Origin of the sequence: Paraburkholderia sp. RL17-373-BIF-A (assembly GCF_046030175.1) — a bacterium.
GTDB lineage: Bacteria > Pseudomonadota > Gammaproteobacteria > Burkholderiales > Burkholderiaceae > Paraburkholderia.
In genome coordinates this window covers 1-16,985 of the sequence record NZ_JARESO010000012.1, presented here as the reverse complement: position 1 = coordinate 16,985, position 16,985 = coordinate 1, and the positions used below count along the sequence as shown (strand labels likewise).

At 59.4% G+C, this 16,985-nt stretch carries 14 protein-coding genes and 3 pseudogenes; 8 read left to right on the top strand and 9 right to left on the bottom strand.

From position 1 onward, the window contains the following. Positions 1-30 precede the first annotated feature (30 nt). Complete coding sequence (locus tag P0D80_RS16710; RefSeq protein WP_408285446.1) at positions 31-1,416, bottom strand: sensor histidine kinase; 1,386 nt, start codon at positions 1,414-1,416, stop codon at positions 31-33. Beyond that, positions 1,380-2,054, bottom strand: a complete 675-nt coding sequence (locus P0D80_RS16705; protein ID WP_408285443.1) for a response regulator — start codon at positions 2,052-2,054, stop codon at positions 1,380-1,382. Before P0D80_RS16705 ends, P0D80_RS16710 begins: the two co-directional genes overlap by 37 nt. An 88-nt stretch (positions 2,055-2,142) precedes the next feature. On the opposite strand from P0D80_RS16705, the gene P0D80_RS16700 reads away from it, so the two are divergent. The 5 genes from P0D80_RS16700 (at position 2,143) to P0D80_RS16680 (ending at position 9,688) form a co-directional block, all read left to right on the top strand. Continuing rightward, on the top strand, positions 2,143-3,507 hold the full coding sequence (locus P0D80_RS16700) for a TolC family protein (RefSeq protein WP_408285441.1): 1,365 nt from the start codon (positions 2,143-2,145) through the stop codon (positions 3,505-3,507). Next, positions 3,485-4,552, top strand: a complete 1,068-nt coding sequence (locus tag P0D80_RS16695; protein WP_408285437.1) for an efflux RND transporter periplasmic adaptor subunit — start codon at positions 3,485-3,487, stop codon at positions 4,550-4,552. Before P0D80_RS16700 ends, P0D80_RS16695 begins: the two co-directional genes overlap by 23 nt. 21 nt (positions 4,553-4,573) lie before the next feature. Next, positions 4,574-7,609, top strand: coding sequence for an efflux RND transporter permease subunit (locus tag P0D80_RS16690; protein ID WP_408285435.1), 3,036 nt, complete (start codon positions 4,574-4,576; stop codon positions 7,607-7,609). 112 nt (positions 7,610-7,721) lie between these two features. Continuing rightward, on the top strand, positions 7,722-8,930 hold the full coding sequence (locus tag P0D80_RS16685) for an MFS transporter (protein WP_408285718.1): 1,209 nt from the start codon (positions 7,722-7,724) through the stop codon (positions 8,928-8,930). After that, positions 8,927-9,688 carry a phosphatase PAP2 family protein gene (locus P0D80_RS16680; RefSeq protein ID WP_408285433.1) on the top strand — a complete coding sequence of 254 codons (762 nt, stop codon included), beginning with the start codon at positions 8,927-8,929 and terminating at the stop codon, positions 9,686-9,688. Before P0D80_RS16685 ends, P0D80_RS16680 begins: the two co-directional genes overlap by 4 nt. A 415-nt stretch (positions 9,689-10,103) precedes the next feature. Here P0D80_RS16680 and P0D80_RS16675 read toward each other — a convergent pair whose 3' ends face one another. The 6 genes and pseudogenes from P0D80_RS16675 to P0D80_RS16650 all read right to left on the bottom strand — a co-directional run. After that, positions 10,104-10,388, bottom strand: a complete 285-nt coding sequence (locus tag P0D80_RS16675; protein ID WP_408285430.1) for a hypothetical protein — start codon at positions 10,386-10,388, stop codon at positions 10,104-10,106. A gap of 151 nt (positions 10,389-10,539) precedes the next feature. Then, positions 10,540-11,235, bottom strand: a complete 696-nt coding sequence (locus tag P0D80_RS16670; protein ID WP_408285427.1) for a glycine zipper 2TM domain-containing protein — start codon at positions 11,233-11,235, stop codon at positions 10,540-10,542. Between the two features lie 153 nt (positions 11,236-11,388). Beyond that, a complete protein-coding gene (locus P0D80_RS16665; RefSeq protein WP_408285424.1) occupies positions 11,389-12,084 on the bottom strand; it encodes a VIT1/CCC1 transporter family protein in 696 nt (231 codons plus the stop codon). A gap of 63 nt (positions 12,085-12,147) precedes the next feature. Further along, on the bottom strand, positions 12,148-12,396 hold the full coding sequence (locus P0D80_RS16660) for a DUF1289 domain-containing protein (RefSeq protein ID WP_408285421.1): 249 nt from the start codon (positions 12,394-12,396) through the stop codon (positions 12,148-12,150). Positions 12,397-12,399: 3 nt separating this feature from the next. Further along, a pseudogene (locus P0D80_RS16655) lies at positions 12,400-12,970 on the bottom strand (cation efflux transmembrane domain-containing protein); the annotation flags it as partial. A gap of 97 nt (positions 12,971-13,067) precedes the next feature. After that, positions 13,068-13,349: pseudogene (locus P0D80_RS16650) on the bottom strand (type I restriction enzyme endonuclease domain-containing protein); the annotation flags it as partial. On the opposite strand from P0D80_RS16650, the pseudogene P0D80_RS16645 reads away from it, so the two are divergent. After that, positions 13,346-13,603, top strand: a pseudogene (locus tag P0D80_RS16645) (HU family DNA-binding protein); the annotation flags it as partial. The pseudogenes P0D80_RS16650 and P0D80_RS16645 sit on opposite strands and share 4 nt — an antisense overlap. A 97-nt stretch (positions 13,604-13,700) precedes the next feature. Here P0D80_RS16645 and P0D80_RS16640 read toward each other — a convergent pair. Continuing rightward, positions 13,701-14,147 (bottom strand): hypothetical protein, encoded by a 447-nt coding sequence (locus P0D80_RS16640; protein WP_408285418.1) that lies wholly within the window; start codon positions 14,145-14,147, stop codon positions 13,701-13,703. Between the two features lie 296 nt (positions 14,148-14,443). Here P0D80_RS16640 and P0D80_RS16635 point away from each other — a divergent pair, with 296 nt between their 5' ends. Both P0D80_RS16635 and P0D80_RS16630 read left to right on the top strand, forming a co-directional pair. Then, on the top strand, positions 14,444-16,024 hold the full coding sequence (locus P0D80_RS16635; RefSeq protein WP_408285415.1) for a sensor histidine kinase: 1,581 nt from the start codon (positions 14,444-14,446) through the stop codon (positions 16,022-16,024). Continuing rightward, positions 16,006-16,985: sigma-54-dependent transcriptional regulator (locus P0D80_RS16630; RefSeq protein WP_408285412.1), on the top strand; the 980-nt coding region annotated here is incomplete at its 3' end. The genes P0D80_RS16635 and P0D80_RS16630, both read left to right, overlap by 19 nt.

The window sequence follows — 16,985 nt, the reverse complement described above, 5'->3', positions numbered from 1 at the left end:
GCCCCTGTGAATCAAGTCACCCCGGCTGATTCACGCTAGAGTCATTGGGTCCTCGGGCGAGCGGGTTCGCTCCTGCAACGCCGCCGTCAAATGGAGCGGATGGAAGTAGCGGGCTCGAAATCCGCCGTCCAGGTTCGTGAGCACCAGGCGCGCGCCAGCCCTGCGGGCGATTTCAGAGACAATAGACAGACCCAGTCCGCTTCCCGACTGCGCCGAGTGGTCCAGGCGATAGAACGGTTCCAATACGTGCGCGAGTTCGTGCTCCGGAATGCCCGGACCCGAGTCGGCTACTTCAAACACCACCTCGTCGCCCGACTGGACGACCGATACATCTACCCTTCCTCCGACCGGCGTGTATCGCACAGCGTTGTCGACAAGGTTTCTCAGCACGACAGTGAGGGAAGACACATCTACAACGGCATCAACTTCCTCGAAATGCTCGAACCCGAGGTCGATATCTTTTTCGCGGGCCATGTCAATGGTCGAGTTGATAACGTCAGTTGCCACCGCGCGCAGTGACACCCTCGTTGGCTGCTCCAGCCCCCGTTGTTCGGACCTTGCCAATGTGAGCAGTTGCTCAACGAGCCGATGGGTCCGGCGCAATCCCGACTGGAAGGCCGTCAGCCGCTCTCGAGCGTCTGGTGACGTGATGGTTGTGCCGAGGTTTTCCGCCTGCAGCGACAGTGCCGCCAGCGGTGAGCGCAGTTCGTGCGCGGCGCTCGCGACAAATCGGCGCTGGAGACTGATGGCCTCACGCAAACGTGAAATAAGGCGGTTAATGGACCTGACAAACGGCAATGCTTCGTTGGTGATTCCGTCTTCAGATAGCGGTTCAAGCGATACATCAGTTTGCTGGTCCACAACATTCGCCAGACGTGAGAGAGGACCCAGCTTCGTTCTGACAATCACCACGATGACGACGCCCAATCCCGGAAGAAGAATCAGCATGGGGACAAGCGTTCTCATTGCGCCGTCCCGCGCAATTTCATCACGCAGCGCGGACGGCTCCGCCAATGCTATGCGTTCTCCGCTGCGCAGTGTTCTGATGTTGACGCGCCACCTTTGCCCGTTGTCCTCCATGTCATGAAAACCGTCCGTCAATGTGTTGGGTACGATGAGTCCCGCCGCCTGCGCGAAACCTGTCGCCTCTCCATTGAGCCTGTCAATGACCACCTTGACGTCCTTATGCTGTGAACTTTCAATCAATGGCCGAGAACCACCGAACTCGAGCGCCCGACTGTCGATAAGAGTAGCAATTTCGTTCAGCTGCCCGTCCTGGAGCTCCCTCGCTTCCTGAAAAGCAAACGCAAATGACAGTCCGCAGGCGATAACACCCACTCCAACAATCACGCAGCCAATCCAGGCCGACAGTTGCCACGTCAGGGAGCGTGATTGCTTTCCTTGTCTACCAACCATCCCACACCTCGTACGTTGCGAATGACGGACGTCCCCAACTTCTTGCGGATACCGTGAATCACCACTTCCACAGCATTGCTCTCGACCTGCTCTTCCCACGCGTATACTTTTCGCTCAAGTTCGCTTTTTGACAGGACTGTCCCAGGCTTCATCATGAGCGCGCTCAGCAGTGCGAACTCGCGGCCGGTCAGGCTGCACTCGGTGTCGCCATACACCGCAAGGTGCGTATTTGAATCCAGCGTCAGATTTCCGCTCGTCATTTTCGTGTCACCATGGTCACCGAGTCTGCGAGTGACCGCCCGAAGACGTGCGAGCAGCTCGCCGATTTCGAACGGTTTCACCAGGTAATCGTCGGCGCCCGCGTCGAGCCCGGCAATTCTGTCGTCCAGACTATCGCGTGCGGTGAGAATTATGACGGGAGCCTTGCTACTTTTTGCCCTCAATGACCGGAGTACATCGATGCCATCGCGCTTTGGCAGGTTCAGGTCAAGAAGCACCACATCGTGCTCGCGTCCTGTCAGCGCACCTGTCGCTGAATCAGCATCGCATACCCAGTCGACCGCGTAGGCTGCGTCCTTCAACGCCTGTACGATTGCGCCGCCAATCATTTCATCGTCTTCTACAAGCAGAATTCTCATACTTCTCACCGGTCGGCACCAACTAGCTAAGTCAAATCTAAGTCTCGCGAAGTAATATCTGAAGCGTTTCTTCCGGCGGATACCCATCGTGACCCATCGTACTTACGATAGTAGGTTGGAAAACCGGATTACTGCAACCGGTCAGCGATGTGGCGGTGCAAATGCGCTCGCACGGTTCGCTCAGCTGACGCTGACTGTAGTGCTAAGCGGATGTGCTTCGTATGCACCGAGGCCCCTTCCTGAGGCGCCGCAATGGTCTTATGACATAGCAACGACAGACGCGCCGCTGACGGTGGACCAGGTGGTCGAAAGGGCACTTCAGCAGAGCCCCGACATCCGGCGCGCTGAGCGGGAACTCGATGTCGCCACCGCCAAGGAATATGCGGACGGTCTGTTGCCAGACCCGACGCTCAGCTTCAGTACGGACCGTCCCGGTGCCGAGGGCTATGTGCCAGCGTTCATGGTCGGGCTCAGCTACGAGGTGTCGGCGCTTGTTGACCGCCCTGGGAAGAAACGAGCGGCAGCCAAGGCAAGCGAGAAGCAACAGCTCGCTTTGGAATGGGCGAGATGGCAGGTCGCGAACCGCGCTTATGCGCTCTACGTCACTAACGTGAGCCTTGAGCGTCTCGAAGGTGAAGTCGGGCAGCTTGTGGCATATCAGAAAGACGGTAACGAACGATTGCAAAAGGCCCTCGCGCGCTCCGACGTAACACGAGACGCGGCCTTGCTGGCGGAAGTAGCGTACGGCGACAACGTGCAGCAGCTAGGCGCGCTACGACTGGAACATCTCAAGGCCGCGCAGGAACTCACCAGGCTGCTTGGCCTTCCCCCCGGTTCGCATTTGACGCTCGCGGCTCCGCCGGAGCCATCGGAGGTTCCGCAGGACCTCGTCGTCCGTGCGCTTTCAGACCTGGGCCAGCGTCGGCCCGACTTGCTGGCTCTGCGTGCGGGATACGACGAGCAGGACGAACGCTATCGCGCAGCACTCCTTGCCCAGTTTCCAAGGCTCGATGTCGGCGTCACAAGAGGCCGCGACACGTCAGCCATCTATACCTCGGGGCTTACCGTCGCTGTAACCCTACCGCTGTTCAACGGCAACCGGGGCAATATCGCCATTGAAAAAGCTACCCGGGAGAGTCTCTACCAGGAATACGGACAACGGCTCGACGACGCATATACGGCCGTCGACGGCATCAATTCGGAACTGACGTTGCTAGCTGAACGTCTTCACAGCTCGCAGTCGACGGAGGCCGCGCTCAATGCATCAGTGGAACAGTTACGTGTCGCCTATGGTGCTGGCGACGTCACTTTTCCGGTCTTGGCCGACATTGAAGTCCGGCAGCTGAATCAACGCGTCACAACGGCAAAGCTCGCCAATTCCGTTCTTCAGCAGCAAGTCGAACTCTGTACCCTGATTGGTGTGAGCGCCATTGACCACCAGCCGCTTCAATAGGCCATCCATGACGTATGTCCGCCTGCTAGTCTTCATCGCCGTTATCGGCACGTGCTTCGTCGCTGGTCATCCTGCATTCGCCGAGGACGTCGTGACGATGCCTGCGGTCCAGAAACACATTGCATCCACTTTCGCAGCACCGGCCCGCGTCCAGGCAGCATCCAATACCGTAATGACCGCACCTACCGCTGGCGTCGTCTCCAGCATGCGCCTGATTCCCGGTGAAGAAGTGCGGGCTGGGCAAGTGATTGCACGGCTGACCGGTCCCAGTGTATCGACTGATACCGCGCGCCTTGCAGCCGACCTGAAATCGGCGCAGATACGAATGGCCGCCGCGAGCCAGGCTGCCGCCATCGAACAGCAGAAGCTCGACGAACACCTCAGCACGCGTGACGTCGTCATTCGCGCACGTGCCGAACTCGACACTGTGCGCCAGCAAGTCGCAGCGGCGCAGTCAGCCGCGCGGAGCTACGCGAGTCTCGTTGTGATTCGTGCGCCCGAGGACGGTGTCGTGACGGCGGTCAATGCGGCCGACGGTCAATACGTAACTGCCGACCAGCCTCTGGCAACCGCGGCCCCTTCACGTGGTCTGCATGTTGTCGCGAATCTCTTTGGAAACGACGCCTCATCGGTCGCCGCTGGCATGAGGGGCATCTTTCTGGCGGAGGGCGCGGACGCACCCGTCGATGTGGTCGTACAGCACGTGTCCCGAAGCATCACCACGCCTGGTCAACTGGAAGTCTGGCTCGATGCAGCATCGGGGCCCAGCCTGGTGGCGGGAAGCGTGGGCACGGTCTCACTGACCGCGTCCGACGACAAGCGCCTGGCCATTCCGTCGACCGCCCTCATTCTGGATGGAGGTCAATGGTGGGTACTGGTGCGGGACAAAAGCGGTAGCCGTCGGCAACAGGTCACCCCGGGAATATCCGACGGCGGCTGGACATCAATCAGGCAAGGGCTGCAGCAAGGCGAGCGTGTCGTGACGCAGGACGCTTATTTACTTTTCCATCAGGACTTCGCTACCCGCTACCAGCAAGCCGATTGACGCTTCCCGCCAAGAATAAAAATGCTAAACGATATCGTCAAAAGGCCGCTGCTCTGGGTGATGCTGTACGCAGCCCTGATTGCTTACGGCATCTATGCGCTCCTCAATATCCACGCGGAAGTCCTGCCGCAGTTCAACATGCCGCAGGTGAGTATCGTTGCACAGCTGCCAGGCGCCACGACCCTGGACCTGGAAGGACTGATTGCACGCCCCGTCGAAGCCGAGCTGTCTTCGCTACAGTCATTGAGCGACGTGCGAACCGTCGTCGGACAGGGCTCCGTCAAGATTGAAGCGCGATTCTCGGAGGGGACCACTGCAGCAAGCGCGCTCCAGGACGTCAACGGTGTCATCGGCCGTATCACCGGTTCGCTACCGAAGGGCACGAGCCTGACGACGGAAATCTCCGGCAACGCAATAAACGAGGTCGCGGACTACGCAATCGAGATTCCTGAGGGAGTGGAGGCGTCGCTGGTGCAACGCGTTGTTGAATCAAACCTGGCGCCGCGTATCCGGGCGGTGCCGGGCGTACAGCGTGTGTCGGTCGCCGGCCCGGGAGCGGACGCCATCTGGGTGCGTCCCGACCTGGCGAGGCTGCAGCGTTTCAACGTCTCAGCATTGGCGCTCGCGGCATCGCTCGACGCGACGACTGCGATGGTGCCGAGCGGGTACGTCGACCTCGGTCACCAGGATGTGTTCGTAGAAGGCAGAAGTCTGCCGACAAAGCCATCCGACTACACTGGCGTGCCCGTGGCAGCATCAGGCATTACTGTTCCGTTGAGTTCGATTGCGGATGTCGTACGGTCTGCGCTCCCGTCTCACCATTCGGTGAAACTCGACAACCGGCCGACCATTGCGCTCGTCGTGTTCAAGCAACCGGGGGCCTCGACGCTGCCTGTCGTCGACGCGGTTGATAAGACTCTGCAGGAACTCGAACCCCAACTGCCCGGCGGCGCACGCTTCGTGCGCATCTACAGCCAGGGGCACATTGTCGGCGTAGTCGCCTCAGATTTGACCAGGAATCTGGCCATTGGGGCCGTGCTCGCGGTTGGGGTCCTGTTCTGGATGCTCGGCGCGAGTCGCGGAATATGGGCGCTCGCGCTGAGCATTCCGCTGTCGCTGCTGCTCGGTATCGCAGGGCTGTACCTGATGGGACAGACGCTGAATCTGCTGACGTTCGGCGCGTTGTCAGTGGCAGTCGGCCTGCTCGCGGACGACGCCATCATCGTACTCGAAAGCATTTACCACCGCTGGGAAACGGGTGACGGCCGGTGGGAAGGCGTTGCGCGTGGCTTGCGCGACATAGCCGGTCCCGACATTTCAGGAACGATGACGACCGTCGCGGTATTCCTGCCGCTTGTGTTTGTGGGGGGCCTCGCCGGACTTTTCTTCGTCCCGTTCTCTCTTGCGATGACGGTGAGTCTCATTGCATCACTGTTTATCTCGCTCAGTCTGATTCCACTCGTGCTGGGATTCATCGGTCCGCATATCGAGAAGCGCGCCACTTCCGGTTCGCGCGCGGTCGCGTGGCTCAAGAGGCACAACTTGCGTCTGTTCGACTTTGCACTGCGGCGTCCCCGAGTCTCGCTATGGTCTTGCGTCGCCATTTTCGTGGTCTCGGTGGCCGGGCTTGTGCTGGTTCCCGTCGATTTCCTGCCGCTTCCAAACGAGGCCGTACTGCTCGAAAGTTTTACGCTACCCCCTGGAACGTCATTGCATGATGCCCAGGACGCGTCGGACCGCATTACCCAGCGATTGCTAGGCCTCGACCCTGTGGCACACGTATTTTCGCGGGTCGGCTCTGCGTCGGGTACGTCATACACCGAGCCTGCCTATGCAGGCGAGATTCAGATTGCGCTAAAGCCGGATGTGAACGCGAGCAGTCTCGACAAAATTGGCAAACAGGTGCTGGATGCGTCGAAGCTCCCGGCGGTCCAGACGGTGATTGGAACGCCAACGCTTGAGCGGGTAGGCGAAACGCTTTCGGGCCTGCCGCAGCCCTTTGTCATCGACGTCTATGGTGACTCGATTGACGGGTTGCAATCGCTGTCGAACGAAGTCACGCATCGACTCGCAGGCGTATCCGACCTCTCGGACGTTTTCAACAACGACGCCTATCCCGTGACCGAACTTCGAATTACGCCCAACCCCGACGGTCTCGCGCTTCACGGCATTACGCCGGTGCAGCTTTTTTCCCAGTTGCACATCCTGCTGGCCGGACAAACGGTCGCTACCGTCCCGGAGGGTAATGGTCACCTGGATGTGTTCTTGCGACTCGCCGACCCAACGCATCTGTCCATCGAGCAACTCAATCAGATTCCGGTGATGGCCGGCGGGTGGGTCGCGTTGAAAGACGTGGCAGACGTCCACCTGGTCACCGGACCCAACGTCATACGACATCTGAACGGACTGCGAGCGGTGGAGATTCTGGCGACACCTACCGCGCCGCTCGGTCGGGTAATTTCTGCGTCAAAGAAAGCGCTAGCGACGCTTCCGTTACCGGCGGGATACGAGGTGAGGTTTGGTGGCCTGTATCCGCAACTCGAACATGCCGCGCTCAATGTAGGCGTGGCGGCCATAGTGGCTCTCGCGCTAATGTTGGGCATCCTGACGTTGCAATTTGATGGCCTCCTCGTGCCCGGTCTGCTTCTGCTACAGATGCCGTTGGCGTTCTCCGGGGGAGCAATTGCCCTGGTGGTGAGTGGTGTCGGTCTCAACGCCATCGGTTTGATTGCGTTTCTTACCCTGATTGGGGTGAGCCTGAACCACGGCATCGTCTTGCTGCAGTTGGTAAAGCGAAACGAAGCGCAAGGACTCGGGGTGGTCGACGCCGTGCGCGACGCAGTCGAGGTGCGTTTCCGGCCGATTCTCCTGACTGTGCTGACAGCCTCACTGGGCCTGCTGCCGACCGCGCTCGGTTTCGGTAAAGGCGCCGCCCCTGAACAGGGGCTCGCCATCGTTACGCTGGGCGGTTTGGTCTGGAGCGGTCTGCTAAGTACAAACCTGTTACCGGCGCTTTATGTGTATAGGTGTGAGAAGCAGCGTCGGAAGGTAACCTAGACCCGTTTCAGGCTGGAACATCGCCCGATACCATTGGTAGCGCTTCATATTGATTTTGCCCCGACTTGCGACCATGCCGCCGTCGAACCGGACAATTACAGAATCGAGAAGAATGCAGACTGACATCAAGCCTCGCGCACGCACGCTCAGCCAGATTCCCCGTTGCGTCTGGATGCTCGGCTTCGTCAGCATGTTCATGGACATCTCGTCGGAGATTATCCACAGCCTCCTACCGATGTTCCTGGTGACGAGCCTGGGGGCGAGCGCCATGATGGTTGGCCTCATTGAAGGTGTCGCGGAAGCGACCACGCCCATCGTGAAAATCTTTTCCGGTGCACTGAGCGACTATCTTGGCAACCGGAAATGGCTCGCCGTCATTGGTTACGGCATGGGCGCACTCAGCAAGCCGCTTTTTGCACTCGCACCGACGGCAGGAATTGTCCTAACGGCGCGCGTCGCGGACCGAATCGGGAAAGGTGTGCGGGGGGCGCCGCGCGACGCGCTGGTAGCCGATATCACTCCGCCGCATCTGCGCGGTGCCGCGTATGGCCTGCGCCAGTCGCTGGACACGGTCGGCGCCTTCATCGGTCCGTTGCTGGCCGTCGTGCTGATGCTGCTTTGGGCAAACGACTTCCGCAGGGTGTTCTGGGTAGCCGTGATTCCGGGCATCGCCGCCGTGACACTGCTTGTAATTGGCGTCAGGGAGCCAATGCATCAGTCAGGTGCGACGCGCGTCAATCCGTTGAAGCTCGGAAACCTGAAGAAGCTGAGCAAGCCCTACTGGTGGGTAGTATTTGTCGGTGCGGTATTCACACTCGCACGGTTCAGTGAGGCGTTTCTCGTCCTGCGCGCCATGCAGGGCGGCGTACCGGTGGCGCTAGTGCCACTCGTCATGGTCGTGATGAACCTGGTTTACTCGGCGTCGGCTTACCCCTTTGGCAAGCTCGCCGACTCGATGAGCCACACCAGACTGCTAGCCATTGGTCTCGTTGTGCTGATTGTGTCGGATGTCGTGCTTGCGCACGGAAGTCACTGGCCAGTCGTGCTGCTCGGCGTCGCTCTGTGGGGCCTGCATATGGGACTCACGCAAGGTCTGCTGGCGACCATGGTTGCGAAAGCAGCACCACCCGAGCTGAAAGGGACAGCGTTTGGCTTCTTCAACCTCATGAGCGGATTGGCAATGCTTGTGGCAAGCCTCGTCGCCGGCGGGCTCTGGGACCGGTTTGGAGCAAGCACAACGTTTTATGCGGGAGCTGGATTCTGTATCGCGACGCTGATTGTGCTCGTCGCCAGGACAACAACGCCCGGCGGTGAAACATGAACTGGCGTTTGCTCCTTGAGCGCATCGGGATTCTCAACCTGCTCGTTGCTGGCGTACTAGCCGTAGGTGGTACGTGGCTTTTCCTTGGCGTGCTGGAGGATGTCGTAAGCGGGGACCCGCTTGTTGCTGTCGACGTCAAGATTCACGCTGCGTTGCAATCCATGCGTTTCCCGTTACTCGACTCCCTTATGGTGGCCGCCTCAGAACTAGGCGATGGTGCCGTCACCATCCCGGTCATTCTGGTCGTCCTTGCGTGGCTCGTGTGGCAATGGCGGCTGCGAAGTTCTACTTACTGGATTCTGGCGGTCGTGTTTGCGCAGGTCTTCGTCATAACACTTAAGCTTGCCATGCGCCGTGTGCGACCGTCATCGATGTATGAGGGCTTACAGGGGTTTTCCTTTCCCAGCAATCATGCAACGCTGAGTGTCGTCACCTATGGCTTTTTGGCGTTTTTCGTTGCGCGCGCGTGGGGCAACGTCGCCCGGCTACGTATTGCGATTGCCACCGCACTGTTCATTCTCCTGATTTCGTTCTCACGCCTTTATCTGGGCGTGCACTGGTTTTCTGATGTACTCGCCGGAATCAGCTTCGGTGTGGCATGGATAGCAACGGCAGCCGTGCTGCATCGCGTAGGGGATGAAAACGAAACGGACGCTTCTTCCCTCGGCGTGGCGTCCTTCGTCACCTTTGTCATCAGTGCGACGGTGCACATCATCATGCAACACGGTGTGGACATGACTCTCTATGCCCACAAGTAGTCTGTTGGCTACCCTCTTGCTGGCGGAAGCAGACGCGGGACGGAAGTGCACCGTATCCGCTTGAGTTCGCCTGCGTACACGTCGGATGCCGATAAGGATTGTGTCCCACACGATTGTCCATCACCAGTGGACCATCGAGATGGCGAAAGTGAAGCCGACTTACGGCAATGACCGGCGCTCAAGCTGTCGGCTAGAACATCATCAACGTCCAGCGCGACGAAATCGCCTTTATGGGGAGACGGCGGGCGAAACATGTCGGCAAGTGAACGTGTGCGGCTATGCCAGGAACGCACAGCATCTGGAGTGGGATTCGAATGCGGTTGAGGTCGCACGGACAGGTTGAGCGTTCAATGTGAGGCGGGTCGAACTCCGCTCAGGACCGTCCAAACGCTATCGGGGCACAGCCATCGGAAAATCAGTCGTCGTCACCATGATGATGATGTTCCCATCCACGGTGGCGACCGTGGTCATGCCACCTGCGCTCGTCGCCGTAATCCCCTTCATATCGATATCCATAGCCATAGACCGGAGCTGGTGCGTAGACCACCGGCGGTGGGGCCTCGTACACGACCGGGGGAGGTGCGACATAGACGGGGCCGGGCACACCCAGAAAAACGCCAATGTCGGCGTGGGCGAGAGCCGCGCTGGATGCGCACGCAGCGGAAAGGCCCACTGCCAGAAAAAGGGTAGCGCGTTTCATGGGGTTCTCCTGTCCTGCTCACTTCTGGCCGCTACCAGATAATGGCGAACAACGCGGATTCTAGGGGGGGCGCACGGATGCATGTGCGGCTGAAGTGTCAATTCTGTAACCGCCAGTAAGCCGCTGTGGATACTGCCGGTTCGGACCATGATTACGACGCTGCCAGGGAATCACCCGAGACATGGACACGCTCGCCGACCTGGACCGGCGGCTGCGTCGAGTAGTTGAAATTCCGGTAGCTGCCATCCTGCATTCTTACCTGCACCTGGTAGCTCGTCGCCTTGCGCACCGCATGCTCGATGCCATTGCCCGCCAATCCACCGCCAACGGCTCCCGCAATCGTTGCCAGAACGCGACCACGTCCTCCTCCAACCTGATTTCCCAGTAACCCGCCAGCGACAGCTCCGCCTACGGCTCCGAGACCCGTTGTCGGTTCGGGTTCCTGAACAGTATTGACGGCGACAACTTCGCCGGCGGTCGGGTCAATCGCGACCGGCCGCGGTGCCGGCTGCACCGCGTTTTGATATGCGTCGTTGCTTGAATACCTGGGAGCCTGTTCAACCGGAGTGGTCCGATGATGATGCACACGGGGCTGGACTGGCGCTTCCTCCCGCGTGGCGTGTTGCTGAGCGGCTGATTGCGGCAATGCAAGCGGCGCACTGGCGGTCTGAGCGACGACTGGTACAGGCTGCGTCGAAGGCTCGGTCGTCGCCCGGGATGTCGGAAGAATGCCGGTCATCGCCGCGATGCCCGTCGCACTGGCCAGGATAGCGGCGACAGCCGCACCGGCAACCAGAGGGTGGATACGACTGCGTTGCGGCAAACTGGAAGTCAGGTTGGTGTTCATGTCGCGCTCCGTTGACGTGTGTCAGCAAGAACGCGGGAGCCCACAAACCGGTGGACGTAGCGACCGCAAGATTTGTAAGCAGTTGTAGCGTTTTCCGACTGTCGTTCGGTAGCGTTGTCCCAGACGTATCGCTTCCGGACGGCGTCTGGCGCTTCAGGCTACCGCACCAAACAAGGCGCCGACGCCTGATGACACGCCCATGGCTAAAGCGCTCCAGAAGACCACGCGGATGACGCCGGGGCCAATTTTCGCCCCGCCAGCTTTTGCGGCCAGGCCGCCCAGCGCGGCCAGCGAAACCAGAGCAGAAACGACGATGGCCGGCAGCAGCACCGATTCAGGCGCGAGGGCGGCAATGATAACTGGCAACGCGGCACCAACCGCAAAACTGCAGGCAGAAGCCAGTGCGGCTTGCAGCGGTCGGGCTGCAGTAACTTCCGAAATGCCAAGCTCGTCGCGAGCATGAGCACCCAGAGCGTCGTGCGCCATCAGCTTTTCGGCAACCTGCCTGGCAAGCGGCAAATCAAGACCACGACGCACGTAGATTGCAGTCAATTCCCGATGCTCGCGCGAGAAGTCGGCATCGAGTTCGGCCTGCTCCTGGACCAAGGCTGCCTTTTCGGTATCTGCCTGCGAGGAAACAGATACATATTCCCCTGTCGCCATTGACATGGCCCCGGCAGCCAGGCCGGCCACGGCCGTGAGCACAACGCTTCCATGAGTGGTGTGCGCTGATGCCACGCCGGCGACGAGGCTCGCCGTCGAGACAATCCCATCATTGGCGCCAAGTACAGCGGCACGCAACCAGCTAATGGTTTCCAGACGGTGCTGTTCCTTATGTCGCACAGGCATAGTTCCTCCCCGTTGGAAACGTTGATGCACTATCTCATTACGGTAGATGCGCGAGCGGCCTGATTATCTAGCTACGATGGCGACATCGGAGAGCTTGCAGTCCATGGCATTGTCTGCCGGCGCCGACGAACCTGGCGATTCACGCTGCAGCTTGGTCTGTCGCCGCACCCGGTCGTTAATCACCTGATGGCGTCGATGGTCGGTCATCTTCTTCCACCCCCGAATTTCATCGAGTGTGCGAAAACACCCAACGCACAATTTGGTCTTGCCATCGAAGGCACACACATCGATGCACGGCGACTTGACTGCCATGGGTCAGGCCGCCGCTTGTGAAGGTTGCACTTCAACGGTGACATGCGACAGCCCCTTGAAGCGCTCGAGCACCGCGTGATAGAAGCGCGAATCACGCTGGGGTTCACCCGTCGCCACCGACACCACGGCGCTCATGTGGCCCGGACCCACCCGCCACACATGCAGGTCAACGACCTTGTCGCCACGGTCCTCGATAGCATGCCGCACGTTCTCCGCCATGCGTCGGTCGGGATTCATGTCGAGCAGGATTGCACCGGTGTCACGCATCAGCCCGTACGACCAGTTTGCAATCACCAGTGCACCGATGACGCCCGCCAACGGGTCCATCCAGAGCCAGCCAAATGCGCGTGCCAGTACGAGGCCGATGATAGCCAGCACTGAGGAGCCAGACGCTCGCCAGGTTAACCAGCAGGCCGACCACCGCGATAGGAATCGCTTCGTCGAAGTGAATCGGTACCGGCGACAGGAAGCGCGAGACTGCCTCGTAACCAATCAGCAAGGCAATCATGGCAAGCACGATGGCACTCGTGAACCCTGCGAGGTCACCAAATTTGCCGGTACCGAATCGTACTCGTTATCGGCAAGGAATCATCGGGAGCGGTTGACCCTGACGTCGTGAAATCACACTCCCGAAGCGACCGCTGGAACGGTTCGGAAAATGTTGCGGCTTGCTAGCTCCACGCCTCCCCGAGCGCCTGGGCTTGCTGCAGGACCAGTTCTACCGCGCCGTCCTGCTGGTCCGGCGGCTATTTGTATTTACGAAGGATGCGCTTGACCATCAGCCGCAGTCTGGCTCGCACGCTCTCCCGCTCCGACCAGTCCACTGTGATGTTCTGGCGCAGGTTTTCGGTGAGTTCGTGTGCAATCTTCTTGAGCGTCTCGTCGGTCAGCTCGCGGACGGCTGACTCGTTATTGGCGAGCGCGTCGTAGAAGCGGATTTCGTCTTCCGTCAGGTGTCGAGCCGAAAGCGGCGAAGACTTTGATGGAAGCGCTGGAAGAAACGGTGCTCGCATCGGTCCACCAGAAGGGCGCAAAGGAGTTCACGCTGCCGGGTCTGCTGAAGGTTGTTGCTCAGGACGTGCCGCCAAAGAAGAAACGCTTCGGCAAGGACCCATTCACGGGCGAAGAAAAATGGTTTGACGCAAAGCCCGCTTCGGTGCGTCTGAAAGTGCGCCCGCTAAAGAAGCTGAAGGACGCCGCGCTCTAAAGCCGACGGCTTAGAAAGGGAGCCCCTCGCGACGGAAGTCTGAGGGGCTTTTTTGCTTCTATGCCTGTCCACATGCAACGAAAGCCGTTCCGTGACGTCAAGTTGATTGCTTCGCAAACGGATTGATGGGCTGAACCTTCCGGCGGTCCTTGACGCGCTCTAGCATCTGGCATGTGCCCCAATCGGTAACCAGCGCTTCAGGCCCGCGGACTACATTCGATTCCATAACCTGCACGCCTGCATCGCCGTTGAAGTTGGCACTGAACGCAATGTGGAATCGATACTGGAAGTAGCCAGAGACCTCCTGGATGCGCTCTTTTGTGTCGGTGTCCGTGAACATCACAGATTCAGGCGAGAACGGGTCGTAGTTGATGACGTGTGGGTATTCTGAATTTACCGCAACGCGCGGCTCATCGCTGACAAGCAGCGAACCGACCAACTGGATAGACCCTTTCATCCCCTTCGGAGTTTTAAATACCCAAATGCGCTTGGGCAAGCGCTCGGCAAGTTGCACGGTGCATGTATCGGTGGTGTGCCGCATCATCGCTATGCTTGTGGCCTTATCGAGCGACCTCTCCAGATATACGGCAAGGATTGGACTTTGAGTTGCGAGCTGTCTATTTATCGGACAGCGAGTGTCGGGTTAGTGGACACACCGCTCACGCCTTCCGGCGGAATTTCATCCCTCTAGCGCCGGAGACCCCTCCACATTCGGGGAAAAAGACGTCAATATCTATCTAGGTACCAAACGTGCTTATAACGTGACGTTCCACCACCCAATAGAATTTTCGAAACGGTTCTCATAAGTGATAGCCTGTTTTGTTAGGGACGTCCCCAACCATGAAGCGACTATCTTTTGCCACCCAGTTGGTGCTCCTTTGGGCGCTGGTTGCGGTAGTCTGCATGGTCCTCGCCGGGGTGATTTGGCTTCTCATTCAGTCAGACCAAAGCAGGCAGGTTTCGATGGCGAGCCAGGAGTCGGCCAGTGCCTGCGAGCACGTCGCTTCTCGCTATTCACTCTCACGGCAGTTGAATCCGGACCCCTTTAATGCCGATTTGATGCATGCGGTACTCGACGCCGTCCTGGTCCAGGCCCCAGCTGTCGAAGGCGGCTTTTGGGATTCACGCGCAGCTACGACGTCCGGTTCGCCGTCGGAGACAGCGGGTTCCAGTGACCACAGCCGTTCCACCTCGGCGCCAGCATCGAAACCGAACGGTTTCCTTGCATACTCATTTCCCACGTATCAGGGAAGCGGCATTAAACGCGACATTCCAGAGGCAGAAACACCGTTGATACTCCGCGCTTTGAGACGCTCCGCGACAACTCATGCTTCGGTATCTGACTCTGTCCGCGCAGAACAAGGCGTAACGGTGGTCTCCGCGTGTGCCGTCGGCGGCGCCGTAAACCTCTATGTCTGGACACTGACCCGAGCCCATGCGCCCCTTGGTCCGTACGGACAAGTCCTGGTTTCGTCACTTGCGGTCGTCCTCGGTGGCATCCTTCTCGTTGCCGTCGTTTTGGGCTTGGCGCTACGTCGATGGAAGAACAATTTGTCAAAGCTCGAACTCGGACTATCGCCTCAACCTGATGTCGGGTCTCCGGTTCGGCTGCGGGCAGTGGGAGAGCCCGACCTCGACAAAATCGTCGACGCCTTCAACGCCTATGTCGCTCGCGCCGAGTCGCTTCAGCAGCGGGCGGTTGCCCTGAGCGACCAACTGATGCAAGCCGAACGTTTCTCATCCCTCGGTAGACTCGCGGCGCAAGTTGCACATGAGATTCGTAACCCTTTGGGCGCGGTTAGACGGAAGGCTGAAAACGCTCTGTTGGGCAATGGCAGCAGACAGCGTGAAACCCTGGCTTCAATTCTTGTGCAGGTAGAACGGATTGAAACTCAGGTATCCAGCCTTCTCGCACTGACGCAGCCCGTGACTGTCACGAAGAAAGCGACGAACCTGGCCGAGTGGCTGGCGAAAACTGTCAATGCGCATGAGGAGCAGGCAGCCTTGAAAGGCATCAATCTAAACGTTGACGTGGAGGCATTGCAACCGAACATACCCAAGCCGGCAAATTGTTCCGCGGTTATCGACCCCGCGCAAATGGCTCGCGCTTTGGACAACCTCATATTGAACGCCATTAGGCATGCGCCGCCCGATAGCGAGGTCCTCGTAAGGGCAAGCGGGATTGCCGCCCCCGGAGGGAAAAGTTTGCGATTGGTCGTTATCGACAACGGACCGGGCGTTCCCGCCATCGACCGGGAACGCATCTTCGAGCCCTTCGTCACTGGCAGGCCTGACGGCTCGGGACTCGGCCTGGCCGTCGCACGGGAAGTTGCCACGGCGCATGGCGGCCGGGCTTATGTGGCAGACACCGAACACGGCGCGTGTTTTGTAATTGATATCCCATGGCACACATACTCGTAGTCGACGACGACGAAGGATTCCGCGAAGGTCTTGTGGAGACCTTGCTTGACCTCGGACACGACGTGGACGAAGCGAACTCGGGTGAGCAAGCCCTCGAAGTGCTTCAGGATGCACGGGCGTTCACCTGCGTCTTTCTCGACTTTCGGCTTCCCGGCATGGATGGACTCGCGCTACTTGAAACCATTCGAGCCGAACCCCGTTGGCGCTTGCTACCGGTCGTGATGCTTACAGGCTTTGCGACCAGCGACAACACCATTGGAGCCATGACGCTTGGCGCGTTCGACCATTTGACCAAGCCCGTCGGCAGGCTAGCAATCCAGTCGCTTCTTGAACGCATTGTCTCGTCAGAAGCCCCTTCCGCGGCGGTTGATGAGCAAGCGGCCTCCTTCACGTCTGAGACCGCCAACAAGAAGCCTCGTCTGCTCGGAGTCAGCGACACGCTGCGCGAAGTACAGAAGCAAATCGGGCGCGCTGCTTCGTCAGACGCCACGGTTCTCATCACCGGTGAAACGGGCACCGGCAAGGAGGTCGCGGCCCGTGTTCTCCATGATGTGTCGAAGCGACGCGGCATGCCTTTCGCGGCCGTGAACTGTGCGGCGGTTCCCGCAGACCTGCTTGAAAGCGAACTGTTCGGACACGTCAAAGGCGCATTCACCGGCGCAGCCAGCGACCGTGTTGGATGCATTGCCGCGGCAGACGGCGGGACCTTGCTGCTAGACGAAATCGGCGACATGCCATTGTCCATGCAAGCCAAGCTCCTGCGGGTCATCCAGGAGCGCTATGTCACGCCTGTGGGTACCCATCGTCAGGTTCCGGTGGACATACGGCTGGTCGCGGCGACCCATCGCGATTTGAAGGGAATGGTCGAGTCAAACGAGTTTCGCGAGGATTTGCTCTATCGCTTGAGCGTCATACCGATTCACCTGCCTCCGCTGCGGGAGCGCCTGGCCGATATCCTGCT